This is a genomic window from Streptomyces endophyticus (genome assembly GCF_035798155.1).
Classification (GTDB): Bacteria; Actinomycetota; Actinomycetes; order Streptomycetales; family Streptomycetaceae; genus Streptomyces; species Streptomyces endophyticus.
The window spans coordinates 84,372-101,302 of the sequence record NZ_JAOZYC010000107.1; the positions used below are offsets into that span (position 1 = coordinate 84,372).

Annotated in this window: 16 protein-coding genes; 6 read left to right on the top strand and 10 right to left on the bottom strand. The window is 71.0% G+C overall.

The features are described from left to right. Positions 1-46 precede the first annotated feature (46 nt). From OKJ99_RS15985 to OKJ99_RS16000, 4 genes are all read right to left on the bottom strand, one after another. Positions 47-1,153: an aminotransferase class V-fold PLP-dependent enzyme gene (locus OKJ99_RS15985; RefSeq protein WP_326016877.1), complete on the bottom strand. Its 1,107-nt coding sequence runs from the start codon at positions 1,151-1,153 to the stop codon at positions 47-49. An 83-nt stretch (positions 1,154-1,236) separates the two neighbouring features. Further along, complete coding sequence (locus OKJ99_RS15990) at positions 1,237-1,953, bottom strand: DsbA family oxidoreductase (protein WP_326016878.1); 717 nt, start codon at positions 1,951-1,953, stop codon at positions 1,237-1,239. A gap of 112 nt (positions 1,954-2,065) precedes the next feature. Next, positions 2,066-2,674, bottom strand: coding sequence for a DUF1349 domain-containing protein (locus OKJ99_RS15995; RefSeq protein WP_326016879.1), 609 nt, complete (start codon positions 2,672-2,674; stop codon positions 2,066-2,068). A 45-nt stretch (positions 2,675-2,719) separates the two neighbouring features. After that, positions 2,720-4,252: an aldehyde dehydrogenase (NADP(+)) gene (locus OKJ99_RS16000; RefSeq protein ID WP_326016880.1), complete on the bottom strand. Its 1,533-nt coding sequence runs from the start codon at positions 4,250-4,252 to the stop codon at positions 2,720-2,722. 131 nt (positions 4,253-4,383) lie between these two features. Between OKJ99_RS16000 and OKJ99_RS16005 the strand changes: the two genes are divergently transcribed. The 5 genes from OKJ99_RS16005 (at position 4,384) to OKJ99_RS16025 (ending at position 9,152) form a co-directional block, all read left to right on the top strand. Next, complete coding sequence (locus OKJ99_RS16005) at positions 4,384-5,166, top strand: IclR family transcriptional regulator (protein ID WP_326016881.1); 783 nt, start codon at positions 4,384-4,386, stop codon at positions 5,164-5,166. A gap of 214 nt (positions 5,167-5,380) precedes the next feature. Then, positions 5,381-6,841: a peptidoglycan D,D-transpeptidase FtsI family protein gene (locus tag OKJ99_RS16010; protein ID WP_326016882.1), complete on the top strand. Its 1,461-nt coding sequence runs from the start codon at positions 5,381-5,383 to the stop codon at positions 6,839-6,841. Between the two features lie 124 nt (positions 6,842-6,965). Continuing rightward, a complete protein-coding gene (locus OKJ99_RS16015; protein WP_326016883.1) occupies positions 6,966-7,553 on the top strand; it encodes a SigE family RNA polymerase sigma factor in 588 nt (195 codons plus the stop codon). Continuing rightward, entirely contained in the window at positions 7,550-8,206 is a 657-nt protein-coding gene (locus OKJ99_RS16020; protein WP_326016884.1) for a hypothetical protein, read from the top strand. Before OKJ99_RS16015 ends, OKJ99_RS16020 begins: the two co-directional genes overlap by 4 nt. Before the next feature lie 118 nt (positions 8,207-8,324). Next, complete coding sequence (locus tag OKJ99_RS16025; RefSeq protein WP_326016885.1) at positions 8,325-9,152, top strand: pectate lyase; 828 nt, start codon at positions 8,325-8,327, stop codon at positions 9,150-9,152. Positions 9,153-9,210: 58 nt separating this feature from the next. Here OKJ99_RS16025 and OKJ99_RS16030 read toward each other — a convergent pair whose 3' ends face one another. Then, complete coding sequence (locus OKJ99_RS16030; RefSeq protein WP_326016886.1) at positions 9,211-10,005, bottom strand: HAD family acid phosphatase; 795 nt, start codon at positions 10,003-10,005, stop codon at positions 9,211-9,213. A gap of 249 nt (positions 10,006-10,254) precedes the next feature. On the opposite strand from OKJ99_RS16030, the gene OKJ99_RS16035 reads away from it, so the two are divergent. Then, positions 10,255-10,485, top strand: coding sequence for a hypothetical protein (locus tag OKJ99_RS16035; protein ID WP_326016887.1), 231 nt, complete (start codon positions 10,255-10,257; stop codon positions 10,483-10,485). A 13-nt stretch (positions 10,486-10,498) separates the two neighbouring features. On the opposite strand, the gene OKJ99_RS16040 is transcribed toward OKJ99_RS16035, so the two are convergent. From OKJ99_RS16040 to OKJ99_RS16060, 5 genes are all read right to left on the bottom strand, one after another. After that, positions 10,499-11,803, bottom strand: coding sequence for a pectate lyase family protein (locus OKJ99_RS16040; RefSeq protein WP_326016888.1), 1,305 nt, complete (start codon positions 11,801-11,803; stop codon positions 10,499-10,501). 61 nt (positions 11,804-11,864) lie between these two features. Further along, entirely contained in the window at positions 11,865-13,235 is a 1,371-nt protein-coding gene (locus tag OKJ99_RS16045; protein WP_326016889.1) for an ABC transporter substrate-binding protein, read from the bottom strand. Next, the gene (locus tag OKJ99_RS16050; RefSeq protein WP_326016890.1) at positions 13,232-14,803 is read right to left on the bottom strand and encodes a glycoside hydrolase family 43 protein; all 1,572 of its coding nucleotides are present in this window, start codon (positions 14,801-14,803) and stop codon (positions 13,232-13,234) included. Before OKJ99_RS16050 ends, OKJ99_RS16045 begins: the two co-directional genes overlap by 4 nt. Further along, complete coding sequence (locus tag OKJ99_RS16055; RefSeq protein WP_326016891.1) at positions 14,800-15,666, bottom strand: DUF6807 domain-containing protein; 867 nt, start codon at positions 15,664-15,666, stop codon at positions 14,800-14,802. Before OKJ99_RS16055 ends, OKJ99_RS16050 begins: the two co-directional genes overlap by 4 nt. Next, complete coding sequence (locus tag OKJ99_RS16060; protein ID WP_326016892.1) at positions 15,663-16,925, bottom strand: Gfo/Idh/MocA family protein; 1,263 nt, start codon at positions 16,923-16,925, stop codon at positions 15,663-15,665. The genes OKJ99_RS16055 and OKJ99_RS16060 overlap by 4 nt, the downstream gene beginning before the upstream one ends. Between the last annotated feature and the right edge of the window lie 6 nt (positions 16,926-16,931).

The following is a 16,931-nucleotide window of genomic DNA, read 5'->3' on the forward strand; positions in this document are numbered from 1 at the left end:
CCTTCCTAGCGTCCTGGGGACCGGGACGCCAGGGGTCGGCCGGACTTCAGGCGGAGAGTGCGTCGAGGAGGAGGTCGACGTCGGCTGGGGTGTTGTAGAGGTGGAAGGAGGCTCGCAAGTTGCCTGCCCTGTTGGAGACTTCGATACCCGCACGCTGCAAGTCGGCCTGCCTGGAGCCGAGTTCGGGGACCGAGACGATCGGGGAGCCGGGCGAGGGCACCGGTTCGTGTCCGAGCCGCGCGAGGCCCGCGCGGAACCGGTCCGCGAGCGCCAGGTCGTGGGCGTGGATCGCCTCCGGCCCCAACTCCTCGATCAGGGCGAGGGATTGGCGGGCGCCGGTGTACGCGACGAGGCTCTGGGTCTCGTCGAACCTGCGGGCCGAGCGGGCGGGTTCGGTGACGGGTCCGTAGCAGCTGTCCCAGGGGTTCTCGCCCGATACCCAGCCGCCGAAGACGGGTGTGAGCGCGTCGAAGACCTCCGGGTCCCGCGGTCCGACGAAGAAGACGGCGCCGCGCGGGCAGGTCAGCCACTTGAAGGCGACGGAGGCCAGATAGTCGGCGTCGGCCGCGTGCGCGGCGACCGGGTACCAGCCGGATGCCTGCGAGACGTCGACGTAGAGCCGGGCGCCGTGCGTGCGGGTGGCGGCGCGCAGTGCGGGCACGTCGGCGACCCTGCCGTCCGCCGACTGGACCGCGCTCACCGCGACGAGCGCGGTGCCGGGGCGTACGGCGTCGGGGAGCGCGTCGAGCGGCACGGCGCGGACCTTGAGGTCGCCGCGTACGTGGAACGGGTTGACGGTGGAGCTGAAGTCGCCCTCCGCCGTGAGGACTTCGGCCCCTGCGGGCAGGGACGCGGCGATGAGGCCGCTGTAGACGGCGACGGAACCGCCGGTCGCGACCCGGCTCACCGGCACCCCTGCGATCCGGGCGAACGCCGCGCGGGCCTCCTCGACGTCGGCGAAGAGCGAGTCGGGGGAACGGCCCTCGGTCATGTCGGCGATCGCGGCCCGCATGGCGTCCCCGGCGCGCGCCGGGAGCAGTCCGGAACTCGCGGTGTTCAGGTACGTGGTGGCGGGGGTGTACTGCGCGCGGACAAGCTCCGCGTCGAGGACCTGAGCCTGAACTTGGGCCTGGTGCTCACCGGAAGTCTCCATGGCACCCACTGTGCCGCGCCGCCAACTGCCCGTCCATCGCGAATATTTACGGAGTACGCCTAAGCACCGCTTATGTGCGCAGGTCAGGCCTGCGGCACGGCGCAACCGTCGGGACCGCAGGCGTCGCCGCCGTCGGTGCTGTCGATGACGGTGAGCGGGGAGCGGTCGTCCCACGCCTGGGTCAGCGCCTGCGTGAACACCTCGGCGGGCTGGGCGCCGGAGACGCCGAACTTGCGGTCGAGAACGAAGAACGGCACGCCGTTCGCGCCGAGCTCGGCGGCCTCGCGCTCGTCGGCGCGCACCGCGTCCGCGTACGCGTCGGGGTCGGCCAGCATGGCCCGGACCTCGCCCTCGTCGAGGCCGGCCTCGACGGCGAGCCGCACGACGGTCTCCTCGTCGCCGAAGACGGAGGACTCCTCGGCGAAGTTGCCCCGGTACAGAGCGTCGATCATCGCGTCCTGTACGCCCTTGTCCCTGGCGAGGTGGAGCAGCCGGTGCAGGTCGAAGCTGTTGCCGAAGTCACGGCCCTCGGTGAGGTACGGCAGGCCGAGGGCGCCGGCCTGCTGCCCGAGCCCCTGCTCGTTGGCGGCGGCCTGCGCCTCGCTGATGCCGTACTTCTTGGCGATGTACGGGACCACGAGCCCGGTCTCCCCCGGCTTGGCGTTCGGGTCGAGCTCGAAGGACCGGTGCACGACCTCTACGTCGTCCTTGTGCGCGAACCCGTCGAGCGCCTCCTCGAAGCGGGCCTTGCCGATGTAGCAGAACGGGCAGTTGATGTCGGTCCAGATCTCGACGCGCATGGGGGTCTCTCGCTTCGGTGTCGTACGGGGCAGGGGGTGCCCTGCGCTCCGCTACAACCGGATGGAGCCTCCGCTCATTCCCGCCCGGCGTGGGCCGAGCGGGGAGAACGGGTCAGGAGCCGTCCCTCAGGCCCTTGGGCCAGGTCGTCCGGAACTCGATGTGGTCGTACGTGACCACACAACCCTCGCCCACCGGGGACTGGGCCAGGAAGCCGATCAGGGCCGAAGACGCGGACTTCTCGTCGCCCAGGGAGAAGATACGGACGAACGTCCACGTCGAACCGTCGGTCGAGGCGTGGAAGGCGAAGGCCGAGCCCGTGCGGCTGACGCGGAGCCACACCGAGGAGCCCGGCACCACGAAGGCGTTCGAGTCGTCGGAGTGGCCGCGGGTGACGACCGTGCAGATGGTGGGCTCGTCCGGGGACCGCTCGAAGCAGAGCTTCGCCCACTCCCGGTCGCCCACGTGAACGTAGAGCACCCCCGCGTCGAAGGCCGCGGCGAAGCCGACCGTGACGCGGGCGATCAGCTGGAAGTCCCCGTCAGGGGCTCCGAGGAGCCGCGGCGCGTCCGACGCCGGTTCCAGCGAGGAACCGGTCGGCGGCACGAAGCGGTCCTGCCGGGGTCCCGCCCACCCGGTGAGCACCCCGTCCTCGTACGACCAGTGGCCGTCGGGTCCGTACGTGCGCAACGGGAAGGGCAGGGGCGGTATTTCGAGATCCATGCCGTCAGTCTCGCAGGGGCCCGCGGGCCCCGTCCGGTCGGAGCCTCAGTTCTCCAGGCGGCCGTTGAAGCGGCGCGGCAGCCCCAGCGGGTTGTCGTCGCGCAGCTCCTGCGGGAGGAGCGCCTCGGGCGTCGTCTGGTACGAGACCGGGCGCAGCCAGCGCTCGATCGCGGTGCCGCCCACCGACGTGGACGTGGACGTCGTCGCCGGGTACGGGCCGCCGTGGTGCTGGGCGGGGGCGACGGCGACGCCGGTCGGCCAGCCGTTGACGAGGACGCGGCCCGCGATGGGCGTCAGCTCGGCGAGGATCTCGGCGCCGCGGCCCTCGCCGGCGGCCTCGGCGGACGACAGCTGGACCGTCGCCGTGAGGTTGCCGGGCAGCCGGCCGAGGACCGCCGTGATCTCGTCCGGCGTCTCGTAGCGGGCGACGACCGTCACCGGGCCGAAGCACTCCTCCAGGAGGAGGTCGTGCGCGCCGCCCTCGGTCGCGAGCCGGGTGGCCGGAACCGTGAGGAAGCCGGGCGCCACCGTGTGCTCGCTGCCCGCGCCGGGGGTCACCGGGGCGTCCACGTCCGGGAGCTGGGCCCGCTCGGCGACACCGGCGACGAAGTTGTCGCGCATGCGGTGGTCGAGCAGCACCCCGGCGTCGGTGTTGCTGACGGCGGCCGTGAGCGACTTGACGAGCGTGTCGCCCGCCTCGCCCTTCGGCGCGAAGACGAGACCCGGCTTCACGCAGAACTGGCCGACGCCCAGCGTCATGGAACCGGCGAGCCCCGTGCCGATCTGGTCGGCGCGCTCGGCGGCCGCGGCTTCGGTGATCACGACCGGGTTCAGCGAGCCCAGCTCACCGTGGAACGGGATCGGCACCGGGCGCGAGGAAGCGGCGTCGAAGAGCGCGCGCCCGCCGCGTACGGAACCGGTGAAGCCGGCCGCGGACACCAGCGGGTGCTTGACGAGCTCGACACCGGCGTCGAAACCGTGCACGAGGCCGAGGACGCCCTCCGGGATGCCGTGCTCGGCGGCGGCCCGGCGGATGGTGGCGGCGACCAGCTCGGAGGTGGCCGGGTGGTCGGGGTGCGCCTTGACGACGACCGGGCAGCCGGCCGCGAGCGCGCTCGACGTGTCGCCGCCGGGCACGGAGAAGGCGAACGGGAAGTTCGAGGCCGCGTAGACCGCGACGACGCCCAGCGGGATCTTGTAGCGACGCAGGTCCGGGATGGGCGGCGTCGCCGTGTCGTCGGGGTGGTCGATGACGACGCCGAGGAAGGCGCCCTCGTCGACGATGTCCGCGAACTTCCTCAACTGGAAGCAGCTGCGGGTGAGTTCGCCGTTGAGCCGGACCGGGCCGAGCGCGGTCTCCGCGTCCGCCGCCTCGACGAGGTGGTCCCTGGCCTCTTCCAGGCGGTCGGCCGCGCTGCGCAGGAACGCTGCGCGGACGGCGCGGTCGGCGAGCGCGGCGCGGGCGTCCTGCGCGGCGCGCACCGCCTCGTCCACTTCCTGCGCCGTGGCCTCGTCCGCGACCTGCTCCCGCTGCTTCCCGGTTCGGGGGTCGACACTCCAGACTGGTGTTGCTGCCACGGCACATTCCTCCAGCTTTTCTCGCCGCGCACCAGGGTGAGCAACGAGGATCGTTCGATATACTGAACGCTGTCTCTGATGATGAACTACTCACCGAGACTATTTCTCGTCGAACGAAGGGGTCAAGGGCGATGTCGGCAGACGAGACGGGGGCCGCGGCAAGCGGCGGGCAGGTCAAGTCCGCGGTGCGGACCGTGGAATTGCTCGAGTACTTCGCGGGCCGCCCCGGAATGCACTCCCTGGCCTCGGTCCAGGAGGCCGTCGGGTACCCGAAGTCCAGCCTCTACATGCTGCTGCGCACGCTCGTGGACCTCGGCTGGGTGGAGACGGACGCGACCGGCACGCGGTACGGCATCGGCGTCCGCGCCCTCCTCGTCGGCACCTCGTACATCGACGGGGACGAGGTCGTGGCGGCGGCCCGCCCCACCCTCGACCGGCTCTCCGACGACACGACGGAGACCATCCACCTGGCCCGGCTCGACGGCACGAACGTCGTCTACCTCGCCACCCGCCAGTCGCAGCACTACCTGCGCCCCTTCACCCGCGTCGGCCGCCGGCTGCCCGCCCACTCCACGTCGCTCGGCAAGGCGCTGCTCGCCACCCACACCGACGAGCAGGTCCGCAAGCTGCTCCCGGAGACGCTCCCCGCGCTGACCGAGCACACGACGACCGACCGCGAGAAGCTCATCGAGGAGCTGCACCAGATCCGGGAGCAGGGCTTCGCGGTCGACCGCGAGGAGAACACGCTGGGGCTGCGCTGCTTCGGCGTGGCGATCCCCTACCGCACCCCGGCCCGCGACGCGATCTCCTGCTCGGTCCCGGTGGCACGCCTCACGCCGGCCCACGAGCAGATGGTCAAGGACGCGTTGTTCGACGCGCGGGACCGGTTGACGCTGGCGACGCGGAGGCTCTGACACGGTCGCGGGGCTCCGCCCCGGACCCCGCTGCTCAATCGCCGCAGGGGCTTGATAAGCCGAGCCAGATCAAGCCCCGCCGGCGATTGAGGCGCGGGGTCCGGGGCAGAGCCCCGCGACCGCAACACCGGTGCCGGGTTCCCACATGAACGTACGGTGAGAAATCGCACTGGCAGGAACGAATCACCCCGACCCGCTCGTCCTCCCGTACGCAATGAACAAGACGATCAGGCGCGCCTCCGTCTTCACACTGCTGCTCGTGTTCGCCCTGCTGATAAGGGCGACCTGGGTGCAGTTCTACGACGGCCAGGCCCTCGCCAACAGCGACGACAACCGACGGAAGACGATCTCGCAGTACGCGAATCCGCTCGGCGACATCATCGTGGGCGGAAAGGCGGTGACCGGCTCGGCGAAGACGGATGACTCCAGCGATCTGAAGTACAAGCGGACGTACACCGACGGCTCGCTGTACTCGGCGGTGACCGGCTACACCTCGCAGGTGTACGGCGCCACCCAGCTGGAGGGGATCTACCAGAGCGTGCTCGACGGCACCGACACGCAGCTGAAGAATCCGCTGGACACGCTCACGGGCAAGAGCACCGCCCCCGGTGACGTGATCACGACCATCGACCCGGGCGTACAGAAGGCCGCGTACAGCACGCTCGGCGACAAGAAGGGCGCCGCCGTCGCCATCGACCCGGACTCCGGCAAGATCCTCGGCATGGTGTCGACGCCGTCGTTCGACCCGTCGAAGATCAGCGGCGCGGGCTCCTCGGACGCCTCTGCGTGGAAGCAGCTCTCCAAGGACGAGGACACACCGACCGTGAACCGGGCGCTCAAGCAGGCACTGCCGCCCGGCTCGACGTTCAAGCTCGTGGTCGCGGCGGCAGCGCTCGAGAGCGGTCTGGTCTCGTCGATCGACGAGAAGACGGACACACCGAACCCGTACAAGCTGCCGGGCACGAGCACGTACCTGAAGAACGAGACCACCTCGATGCCCTGCGAGGACGCCTCGGTCCGCACGGCTTTGCAGTACTCCTGCAACACCGTCTTCGGAAAGCTCGCCGTCGAACTGGGCCAGGACAAGGTCCGGGCGATGGCCGAGAAGTTCGGCTTCAACGACGAGAAGACGGACGTTCCGGTACGGGCCGCCAAGAGCAACTACCCCTCGAAGATGGACGACGCGCAGACGGCCCTGTCCGGCATCGGCCAGTTCGACGTGACGGCCACGCCGCTGCAGATCGCGATGGTCTCCGCGACCATCGCCAACGGTGGCGAGCAGGCCTCCCCGCACATGGTGTCGCAGGTGACGGACGCCGACGGCGACGCGGTCAAGTCCTTCGAGGACGGCGAGGACACCCGCGTGATCAGCGGGACGACCGCCTCGCAGCTGCAGTCCGCGATGCAGACCGTGGTCTCCAAGGGCACCGGCACGGTCGCGCAGATGGACGGCGCGACGGTCGGCGGCAAGACCGGTACGGCGCAGCACGGCGAGAACAACAGCGAGACCCCGTACGCCTGGTTCACCTCCTACGCCAAGGACGACTCGACCGGCAAGAAGGTCGCCGTGGCGGTGCTCGTCGAGCAGTCGGACGCGGCCCGCTCCGAGGTCAGCGGCAGCGGCCTCGCGGGTCCTGTCGCCAAGGCGATGATGGAGGCGGCGCTGAAGAACTGACGCCTCATCAATCTCAGTTCCACCGAAGGGTGTCCGGTATCACGGACACCCTTCGGTGCGTCGTACACAACGCTGGTACGCTCACGCCTCCCCCATCGGGCCGCCACTGTGAGGGAGGGATCGCGTGAGCACGGTCGTGGACGCCCGGGACGATTCCGCTTCCGCCGAGTTCCATGCCTTCTTCGAACGGCACCACCGCGAACTCGCCCGTCTCGCCCACCTGTTGACGGGTGAGGCGGATGCCGCGGACGACCTCGCGGCGGACGCCCTGCTCGCGCTCTGGCACCGCTGGGACCGGGTGCGGGACGCCGAGCACCCGGTGGCGTACGCGCGCGGCGTCGTCGCCAACCTCGCGCGCACCCGGATCCGCAGCGCGGTGCGCGAGCGGCGGCGGGTCGCCCTCTTCTGGTCCGGCAGGCAGGACCGCACCGAGGGCCCTGACGTGCCGGCGGTCGTCGACGTGCAGGGCGCGCTGCGCGAACTCCCGTTCCGCAAGCGGGCCTGCGTGGTGCTCCGGCACGCCTTCGACCTGTCGGAGAAGGACACCGCGCTCACGCTCGGCGTCTCGGTCGGTACGGTGAAGAGCCAGACCTCGAAGGGCATGGCCGAGCTGGAACGACGGCTGGGACACGGCGGGTCCGGCGAGCCGGCGTCCGGGCGCGTACGGTCGGTCGGCGCACCGCTCGACGCCACGGAAGGAGGCCATCGATGAGCGAGGAGGACGTGCGGCAGCGGCTGCGCGCGGCCGCCGACGCCCACAGGCCCGACCGTGCGCGGATGCTCGCCCGTGTCGAGCGCGGGCTGCACGAGCCGGAGCGGCGGCCCGCGGTGGGCTGGGTACGGATCGCGGCGCTCACCGCGGGCGCCGCGGGGGCGCTGGCCGTCGGCGGCTTCGCGGTCGGCGCGGCGCTGCGCCCCGATCCGGGGCCGCAGCAGCGGCAGGTCGCGGTGTCGCCCGCGGCCGACCCGCTGTGGGCCGACGGTTCGGTGGACCCGGGGTCCAACGCGTACTGGGCGCAGTCGAACGTCACGTTCAAGACGAAGAGCCAACTTACCGGTCTTACCGTCGAGTTGAGGGTGGCGCAGACCGGGAAGGTCAACAGCACGGGGCGCTGGCGCTCGCTGCCCGCCACCGACTTCAAGGAGTCCGTCACCGAGCGGGACGGGTTCCTCGTGTACCGGTGGGTGCTGAGGCCGGGACGTACGGTGCCGGTGGGTGAGTATGTGTTCGCGGGGCAGTACAACCACGCGGAGGGCGGGCGGGACGCGGGCGCGGACAGGTACTCCGTCAGCGGGCGGACCGGTGGCGGCCAACGAGTTTCCGCGGGCGGGGATTTCGCGCCCGTTTCCGGGCGTCGGGGGTGACGTCTCGGGGCTCTGCCCCGGACCCCGCGCCTCAATCGCCGGCGGGGCTTGATTTGCTCAACTCGCGGCGGGGCTTGATTCGCGGCAACCCTTCCCCCGTCGGTGACCACTGAAGGGCATGACCAACACAACGCGACACACTCATCGCCGCCGCACCACCCGCCGCAGAGCCCTGCTCGGTGGGCTCGGTGCGCTCACTCTGACCGGGGGCGCCCTCGTGGCGAGCGGCATGCTCGGTACGGCGGGCGCCGCGTCCGCCTGGCCGACGGCCACCGGCACCCAGGCCGTCAGCAGCTCGATCTCCGTCTCGGGCACGTACGACGGCGGACTCAAGCGCTTCTACGGCTCCGGGGACCTCGGCGGCGACGGGCAGGACGAGGGCCAGGACCCGATCTTCAACCTGAAGGACGGCGCCGTCCTCAAGAACGTGATCATCGGCTCGCCGGCCGCCGACGGCGTGCACTGCGCGGGCAGTTGCACACTGCAGAACGTGTGGTGGGAGGACGTCGGCGAGGACGCGGCCACGTTCAAGGGCAAGTCGACTTCGTCCGTGTACACCGTGTACGGAGGCGGCGCGAAGAAGGCCGACGACAAGGTGTTCCAGTTCAACGGCGCGGGCAAGCTCGTCGTCACCAAGTTCCAGGTCTCCGACTTCGGCAAGCTGGTCCGCTCCTGCGGCAACTGCTCGACGCAGTACAAGAACCGCAGCATCACCATCAACGACGTCGATGTGACGGCGCCCGGCAAGTCGATCGTCGGCATCAACTCCAACTACGGCGACACGGCGGCCCTGCGCAACGTGCGCATCCACGGCGACAGCAGCAAGAAGATCAAGCCGTGCATCCGGTACGAGGGCAACAACACCGGCGCCGAGCCCAAGGAGCTGGGCAGCGGCCCCGACGGCACGTACTGCCGGTACACGGCCTCGGACCTGACGTACGACTGAGCAGAGCAGCCGTGGGACGTGGCCGCCGCCGGGCGGCCACGTCCCACGGCCCACCGGCTCAGTCCACGTAGTACGTCGGGTTCGGGAGCTTGTACGTCTTGCCCGCGTACCCGCCCTCCAGGTCCGAGTACTGGTCGCCGAAGTTGCCGACGATGTCGTACCCGCGGGACTCGATGTGCTTCCGCGTCCCCGACTTGTACTGCACCGTCGTGCAGTTCCAGGCCGCGGCCGTGGCGCAGTCGGCCAGGTACGCGGGCGGGTCGGCCTTGTCCTTGAGGAAGACGTGGTCCGCGTCGAGGTTGACGTCGATGCCGACCTTCTTCAGGTTCTCCACGGCGGCGGAGCACTGCGTCTCGCCGAGGCCCGAGTTGTAGAAGACCTCGACGCCCTTGGACTCGGCGTACCGGATGAGCGCGGGCGTGCCGAAGACGGCGGGGCGGTCCGCCTTGCCCACGTAGCTCTTCCAACTGGCGTCGTTGTAGACGTAGTTGGTCTTCTTCTCGTAGTCGAGGCTGAGCAGCAGCGTGTCGTCGATGTCGAAGACGATCGCGGGCTTGTCGCCCTTGCCGTGGTGCTGCCGGGCCGCCGCGGCGATCTGCCGCTTCGCGCCCTTCTCGATGCGGGCGAGGTCCTGGGCGTACGGGCTGTCGGGCGAGGCCTGCCAGACGCCGTCGGCGTCCTGCTCCGCGCCGTAGTAGGAGTCGATCTCCTTGGTGAGGAGGCCGATGTTGTGCGGCTCGGCGGTGGTCTTGTCGTTCGCTCCGCCCGCGTCGGCGGAGCCGGCGGTGACGACGCCGGCGAGTACGAGGGAAGCGACCGTCGCTGTGGCGGCGGCGAGATGGCGCTTACGCATCGGTGACGTGATCCAATTCTGGCCGTGACGGCCGTGACAGCCGTCGGGGACGGGGGGACTCCGTGCAGGTGAGTGCATGTCTACGCGCATCACATGAGTCCCGCGACCGGCTTTACCCGATCGATACCCGACGCCGATATGGCCGCACCATTGCTCCGGCATGGCGCCTTGTTGACCGTGCCTTGAAGGGGCCCCTTCTAGGGTCGAGGGAAGCGCTCGACCCACAGAATGCAGGCCCCCACCGTGACCGTGACCCCGACGAGTCTCCTTCCCCTCGCCGCCGGCGACCGCGCCACATCGCCGGTCCTCCTCGGCTTCTTCGCCGTGGGCGGGGTCATCGCCATGACGGCCGGTCTGAGCTGGGCGTTCGACATCCGGGGCCTGGCCCCGGCGGGCTATCTCCGGGTCCTGGGCGCCGCGTTGACCCTCGCGGGCCTGGGGCTGCTGTTCGTCACCTACACCTTGTGGCACCTCGGCTGACGAACGACGCACCTCACGCCCAGGGACCTGCGCCCCGCGCGACCACTCGCGGCACCGACCTCACCGGGTCCACGTCGCGGCGCAGGCTCGGCTTCCAGCCCGTGGCCTCGCGGAGCGGGGCGTCCGCGTGGGTCGTGTTGTAGGCCGCCACGAGGTCGACAGGACTGCCGTTGACCTGGTTGCCGGAGGCCGTCAGCGGAGAGTCGTTCCAGCGGTGCAGGACGGACCCGGCGTCGGTCCCCTTCGGCAGCGTGAACGCGTTCTTCTCCGCGTAGAGCTGCGACTCGAAGCCGATGCCGAACGAGTACGCGTAATCGGCGTCCGCCACATACGAGTTGTTGTAGACGTCGACCTGCCCGAAGCGGACGCGCGGGGCGCGCTCGACGAGGTTCTTGAAGAGGTTGTGGTGCAGGGTCACGCGCAGCTTGCCGCGGTCCGTGGCGGCCGCGCCGTCGCTGTTGCCGATCATCAGGGTCTTGTCGTGGTCGGCGAAGACGTTCCAGGAGGCGGTCACGTAATCGGCGCCCTTGACGATGTCGAGCTCGCCGTCGTGCTGCTGGTAGACGCGGCCGTAGTAGCTGGGCAGCGTGGAGTCCGGGTGGTCGCCGTCGGTGAACTCGTTGTGGTCCAGCCAGACGTGCGTCGCGTTGTACACGACGGCCGCGTCGTACTCGGAGTTCCAGTTGCCGGTGTCGCCGTCCGTCGGGTCCCACTGCGGGAAGCAGTCGAGCGGGGACTCCAGGGTGAGGCCGCGCACGATGACGTTGTCGACGCCGTTGATCTGGAGGCTGCCGCCGACGATGCCGGGGTCCCTGCCGACACCGATGATCGTGGTGTTGGCGGGCACGTTCGCCTTGATGGCCTCGGCCTGGGCGGTGGCCGACGCGGCGCGCAGGTCCTCCTGCTCGCCGCTGACCTCCTTGTCGTAGCCCCAGGTCGCGGGGTCGTAGTCGGCGAGGTACCGGTCGAGGTCGTAGCCGTCGGCGGCGAAGTCCGCGCACGTCGCGCCGTCCGCGTCGAGGGTGCCCCTGATCTTAATGATCTTCGGCGCGGTGCCGCCTTCGGCGAAGGCGGCCTTCAGCCCGGCCCAAGTGGTGACGGTGTGGACGTGCGCGGCGTCGGCGGCGGCGCCGCCCGTGGTGCCGGTGGTGGCCGAGCCCCAGCCGTCGCCCTGGGCGAGGGTCTGCCGGGCGAGGTCGCGGCCGTGGCTCTCCGCGGCACCCGCGGCGGTGACCGTGCCGGTGGCGGCGAGGACGACGGCGGTGCAGCCGGCGGCGACGACGGCGAACCTCTGCTTGCTCTTCCTGTGTGCGCTCACTTGTGCTCTCACTGTGCGGCTCCTGGAGGACGGTGTCGGAGGTCTCAGGCGGGGGCCGCGGCTAGTTGGCCTGCTGCTTCCATTCGGTCTGCGCCTTGTTGAGCTGGTCGGCGAGCGCGTCGAGGAAGGACTTGGCCGTCATCTTGCCGAGCATGACCTTCTGGAAGTCGTCCTCGTTGTCGGCCTTGGAGATGGTGTTCCAGTCGGGCAGGTAGTACGGCAGCTGCACGATCTTCGTGCTGCCGGACTGCAGCGCCTCGGCGGCGAGCTTCGTCGGCTCGGACTTCTGGACCCAGTCGTCCTTGGCCGCCTCGGTGTTGGCCGGGATCTGCTTGGCCGACTCGTTCCACTTGCTGTTCTCCGCGTGCGAGGCGGCGAACTCCATGAACTTCCAGGCGGCCTTCTTGTTCTTGCTCGCCTTGAACAGGCCGAGCCCGTCCACCGGGTTGGAGACCTGGACCCGGGTGCCGTTCGGGCCCGTCGGGTTGGGGATGCCGCGGAACTTGGTGCCGAAGGCCTTCACGTGGTCGCCGTAGGAGCCGAGGTTGTGGCTCAGCATGCCGATCTTGCCGCTGTCGTACTGCGCGACCATCTTCGTGAAGTCGTTGTTGACGTCGGCGGACGGCGTCGCCTTCTTGTAGAGGTCGGCGTACTTCTGCAACGCGGCCACGTTCTTGGGGTCGTTGACCGTCGTCTTCGCGTTGTTGGCGTCCCAGAACGAGGTGATGCCGCTCTGCCCGTACGACGCGTCGAGGGCCTGGGCGATGGAGCCCTCGCCGCCGCGGATGGTGTAACCGAACTCGTTCTTACCGGTGTTGGTGAGCTTGGACGCCGCGTCGAAGAACTTCGCCCACGTCGTCGGCGCCCCGAGACCGGCCTGCTTGAACAGGTCGGTGCGGTAGTAGAGGACGCCGTTGTTGGCGGAGGTCGGCAGCTCGTAGAGCTTGTCCCCCGCACCCGCGGACTTCACCGACTCCATGAAGGCGTCGTTGAGCTTGCCGTTGAGCGGGCTCGTCGCTATGCGCTCGTCGAGCGGTTCGAGGGCGCCCTGCGCGGCGACACCGGCGAGCATCGCGGTGCCCACGCCGCCGACGTCGGGCAGGCCGCCGCCCTGGATGGCGGTGTCGTACTTGGACTGTACGTTCTCGGCGGGGATGCCGACGTACTTGACCTTGATGTCCGGGTACTTCTTCTCGAAGTCCTTGATGATCTCCATCCAGACGTCGCGGCGCACGGCCGTGTTGTTGTCCCAGAAGGTGATCTCACCCTTGCCCGAGCCCTCGTTGCCCTTGTCGCCGCCCGCGCCGCTGCCGTCGTCGCCGCAGGCGGTTGCGGTCAGGGCGAGGACCGTACTGATGGCGACGGCGGTGCCGGTGCGCAGCGCGGATCTGCGGATGCCGCTGCGGGTTCCTCTGCGTGCACTGATGGTCATGATCGGCTCTCTTCTTCTGGATCCAACTGGAGGGTGGTGCTGCTGAAGTGCGTGAACCGGGCGGCGCCTGCGGACCGACCGCCGGGTGGCGCCGCCGCGAACAGGCCGAGCAGGGCGCCGACCCAGCGCCAGGGCTGCGCGGCGAACACCTGGCCCGAGCGCCTGAAGCCGTCTCCGGTGTCGACGAAGAAGCGGCAGCGGGCCCCATCGGCGATGTCGACGCGCAGGCGCGCCGTCGCGTCGGGCGCCGCGCGGGGATGGGCCGCGTCCCGTTCGGCGTCGGCGGTGGTCTCGGCGAACCGGTGCACCACATGGGCCGCCCCGTCCGCCCCGCGTTCGAGGCCGATCCAGGTGTACGCGTCGCCGAGCACCGCAAGTCCGGCGCGGGCACCGGGAGTTGTGGCGTCGAGCCGTAGGTCGACCTCCACCCGGCTCGGCTGGAGCGGCAGCCGCTGGGTCAGCAGGTGCGGTACGCGGCGCAGGTCGCGCACCCCGTCGGCGGAGCGCACGCAGGCGAGCCGCAGTCCGTCCCCGTCGTGCGAACTCGTCCAGTCCGGCGCGGAGTTGGCCGTCCACTGCCACTGCGGCCCGAAGCGCCCGCCGGGAAAGGTGTCGTCCGTCGCGGGCGCCGCCACCGGCCGCGACGGCAGCGCGGGCTTCTCGTGTACGTCGACGGGGGCGCCGTCGTCGCCGATCACCGGCCACCCGGAGGCGTCCCAGCGCATCGGCTGCAGATGCACCACCCGCCCGTACGGGCCGCGCTGCTGGAAGTGCAGGAACCAGTCCTCACCCGCCGCCGTGCGCACCCATCCGCCCTGGTGGGGGCCGTTGACGTCGGTGTCGCCCTGTTCGAGCACGACCCGCTCCTCGTAGGGACCGAAGAACGAGCGGGAGCGGAAGGCGCCCTGCCAGCCGGTCTCCACGCTGCCCGCGGGGGCGAGGATCCAGTACCAGCCGTCGTGCCGGTAGACCTTGGGGCCCTCAAGGGTGAACCAGCCGGGGATGCGGTCCCCGTCGATCAACACCCTTCCCTCGTCGAGGAGTTCGCTGCCGTCGGGCGCCATGCGGTGTCCGGTGAGGCGGTTCTTGATGCCGGCGCGGGACTTGGCGTAGGCGTGCACGAGGTACGCCTCGCCGGTCTCCTCGTCCCACAGCGGGCAGGTGTCGATGAGGCCCTTGCCCGCCTTGATGAGGTGGGGTGACGTCCACGGGCCGTGAATGGACGGCGAGTTGATCTGGAACACGCCGTGGTCGGGGTCGCCCCAGAAGATCCAGAAGCGGCCGTCGTGGTGGCGGATCGACGGGGCCCACACGCCGCAGTCGTGGCGCGGGGTGGTGAAGGCCTCGGCGGGTTCGAGGCGGTCGAGGGCGTGCCCGACGAGCGTCCAGTTGACGAGGTCGCGGGAGTGCAGCAGCGGCAGTCCGGGGACGCGGCCGAAGCTGGACGCGGTCAGGTAGAAGTCGTCGCCGACGCGGACCACGTCGGGGTCGGACCAGTCGGCGGCGAGCACCGGGTTGCGGTACGTGCCGTCGCCCAGGTCACCGGTCGGCAGAGCGCGGCGGCTCATGCGGTCACCGCCTTGCGGACGAGTGTCGTGGCCCGCTTCCGGTCGAGTGTGCCGTCGGCGACGACCGTGACCACGCGGCGTACGGCAGTGTCACCGGGGGCGATGGGCAGCCGGGCGGCGGAGGCGAGCGAGGAGCCGACGCCCGGGTACTCGTCGGTGCGGACGAACCACGGGTCGCGGCGGGTCCCCGCGGTGGCGCCCGCGAAGACGAGGGTCCAGCCGTCGCCCGCCATGGCCAGCCAGTCGGCGGGGCTGCCGTGGACCGCCGGCTCGCCCTCACCGTTCGCGGTGAACACGGCAGGGGCCGCGGCCCCCTTCGGCGCCCTCCAGAAGAAGCCTCCGTACGCGGCGCCGGGGCGGCCGTTGGTCGCGGGGCTGCCGATGCTCAGCACGTCGTCCGACGGGTTGGTGAGCGAGAACGTGAAGTCCAACGCCCAGGCGTCGTCGGCCAGTTGGGTGACGGCCACCGTGCGGCGCTCACGCAGCAGCGGCACGCAGCCGTCCGCGATCCAGTCCAGGTCCTCCACGAACCCGTCCGGGTCGCACAGCTTGAACTCGCGGTGCCGCTGCTCGCCGTGGTTGTCGAGTTCGGTCGGCCCCCGGCCCTCGACGTAGGTGCGCCCGCCCCAGAAGTTGCGCCCATCGACGTCCGGCACGGCGACGCCCACCCCGAGGTGGTGGAGGTGGTCGGCGGGCGCGAACTCGGTGACCGGGGTGCCGGCGAGCGTGGTCACCGGATGCAGGAAGGGGCGCGGCGAGAGGCGCCGTTCGACGTCGGGCCGGATCTCGTAGCGGGCGACGGGGCGGCCCGCGCAGCTCAGCGTCAGCGGGGCGGTGACAAGACCGTGCGCGGTTCGGGTCACGACGAGGCCTCCGCTCCCGAGCGGGCCCAGGACACGCCGAGCCCGGCGAAGCCTGTGAGGCCGTCGGCGCTCGCGGCGACGAGCCCGTCGGCGCCGTGCACCACCCGGCGCACCACGCCGGGCCGGTCGGCGGGCACCTCGCTCCACGCGTCCGCGGGCAGCGCCAGCGGGGCGGGGGCGCGCCGGATCGCCTCGACCACGCGCATGAACGCGCCGGTCGCCGCGGGCGGCACGAGCAGCGGCGTCTCCCCGCCGGTGGCGAGGTGCTCGACGAGGTTCGCCAGCAGGTCCGTGCGCCCGTGCACGGACTCCTGCGGGCCGCGGCCCGCGCGCTGCACGAGGACGCGGTCCTGCTTGTACCAGAACGTGATCCGGCCCTGGCTGCCGTGCACGATGACGTACGGCTCGTCGGGCAGCTCGGCGCACAGGGTCGCGGCGACGGTGACGCGCGATCCGCTACGGGTGGTCAGCTCGACGCACGAGGTGTCGTCGGCCTCGATGTCGTTGGCGCGGTACAGCTCGGTGCGGATCGCGGTGAGGTCGTCGCCGCCGGTCGCGCCGTCGAGGGCGAGGGACGTGGCGACGGCGTGGGCGAGGGGGTTGGTGAGCACGCCGTCGACGACATCGACCGTGCGGCCCGCCCGGCCCGTGCCGCTGCCGTTGCCGGTGCCGGTGCCGTTGCCGGTCCCGCCGTCGACGGAGAGGCTGCGGCGCCCGGCCCAGGGTGCGCGCCGGTAGTAGGCCTCGTCGCGGGCCCAGGCTCCGGCGGCGCCGATGCCGAGGGGCTCGCCGATGGAGCCGTCGCGTACGAGATCTCGTATATGAGACACCGCATGCGAGCCGAGCGACTGGAAGCCGACCTGGCAGGCGATGCCCGCCGCGGCCACCCCGGTCACCATCCGCTCGTATTCCGTGTACGACGGCGCGGGCGGCTTCTCCAGGAGCAGGTGCACGCCCCGCTCGGCGGCGACCAGGGCCAGATCCGTGTGGGTCTGGATCGGGGTGCAGATGACCGCGATCCGGGCTCCGGTGCGGTCGAGCAGCTCCCCGAAGTCGGCGGTCTGCACGACGTCGTCGGCAGCGAATCCGTCGAGCTCCGCCGCGTCCAGCGGCCGCAGCTCGCACACCCCGACGAGCTTCACCCGCCCCGCCTCCGCGAGGTTGCGCAGATTGTTCAGGTGCCAGCGCCCGTGCCCACGCGCGCCCGCGAGGACGACGGGGACGGGCTCGCGCACCGGGTTGCCGTTGTGTGTCCGCATGATCGA

Bases quoted from the DNA above. Each gene is read 5' to 3' on its own strand.
- OKJ99_RS15995 (WP_326016879.1), bottom strand. From the start codon at position 2,674: ATGGATCTCGAAATACCGCCCCTGCCCTTCCCGTTGCGCACGTACGGA.
- OKJ99_RS16030 (WP_326016886.1), bottom strand. From the start codon at position 10,005: ATGCGTAAGCGCCATCTCGCCGCCGCCACAGCGACGGTCGCTTCCCTC.
- OKJ99_RS16005 (WP_326016881.1), top strand. From the start codon at position 4,384: ATGTCGGCAGACGAGACGGGGGCCGCGGCAAGCGGCGGGCAGGTCAAG.
- OKJ99_RS16060 (WP_326016892.1), bottom strand. From the start codon at position 16,925: ATGCGGACACACAACGGCAACCCGGTGCGCGAGCCCGTCCCCGTCGTC.
- OKJ99_RS16010 (WP_326016882.1), top strand. From the start codon at position 5,381: ATGAACAAGACGATCAGGCGCGCCTCCGTCTTCACACTGCTGCTCGTG.
- OKJ99_RS16050 (WP_326016890.1), bottom strand. From the start codon at position 14,803: ATGAGCCGCCGCGCTCTGCCGACCGGTGACCTGGGCGACGGCACGTAC.
- OKJ99_RS16025 (WP_326016885.1), top strand. From the start codon at position 8,325: ATGACCAACACAACGCGACACACTCATCGCCGCCGCACCACCCGCCGC.
- OKJ99_RS16020 (WP_326016884.1), top strand. From the start codon at position 7,550: ATGAGCGAGGAGGACGTGCGGCAGCGGCTGCGCGCGGCCGCCGACGCC.
- OKJ99_RS16045 (WP_326016889.1), bottom strand. From the start codon at position 13,235: ATGACCATCAGTGCACGCAGAGGAACCCGCAGCGGCATCCGCAGATCC.
- OKJ99_RS15990 (WP_326016878.1), bottom strand. From the start codon at position 1,953: ATGCGCGTCGAGATCTGGACCGACATCAACTGCCCGTTCTGCTACATC.
- OKJ99_RS15985 (WP_326016877.1), bottom strand. From the start codon at position 1,153: ATGGAGACTTCCGGTGAGCACCAGGCCCAAGTTCAGGCTCAGGTCCTC.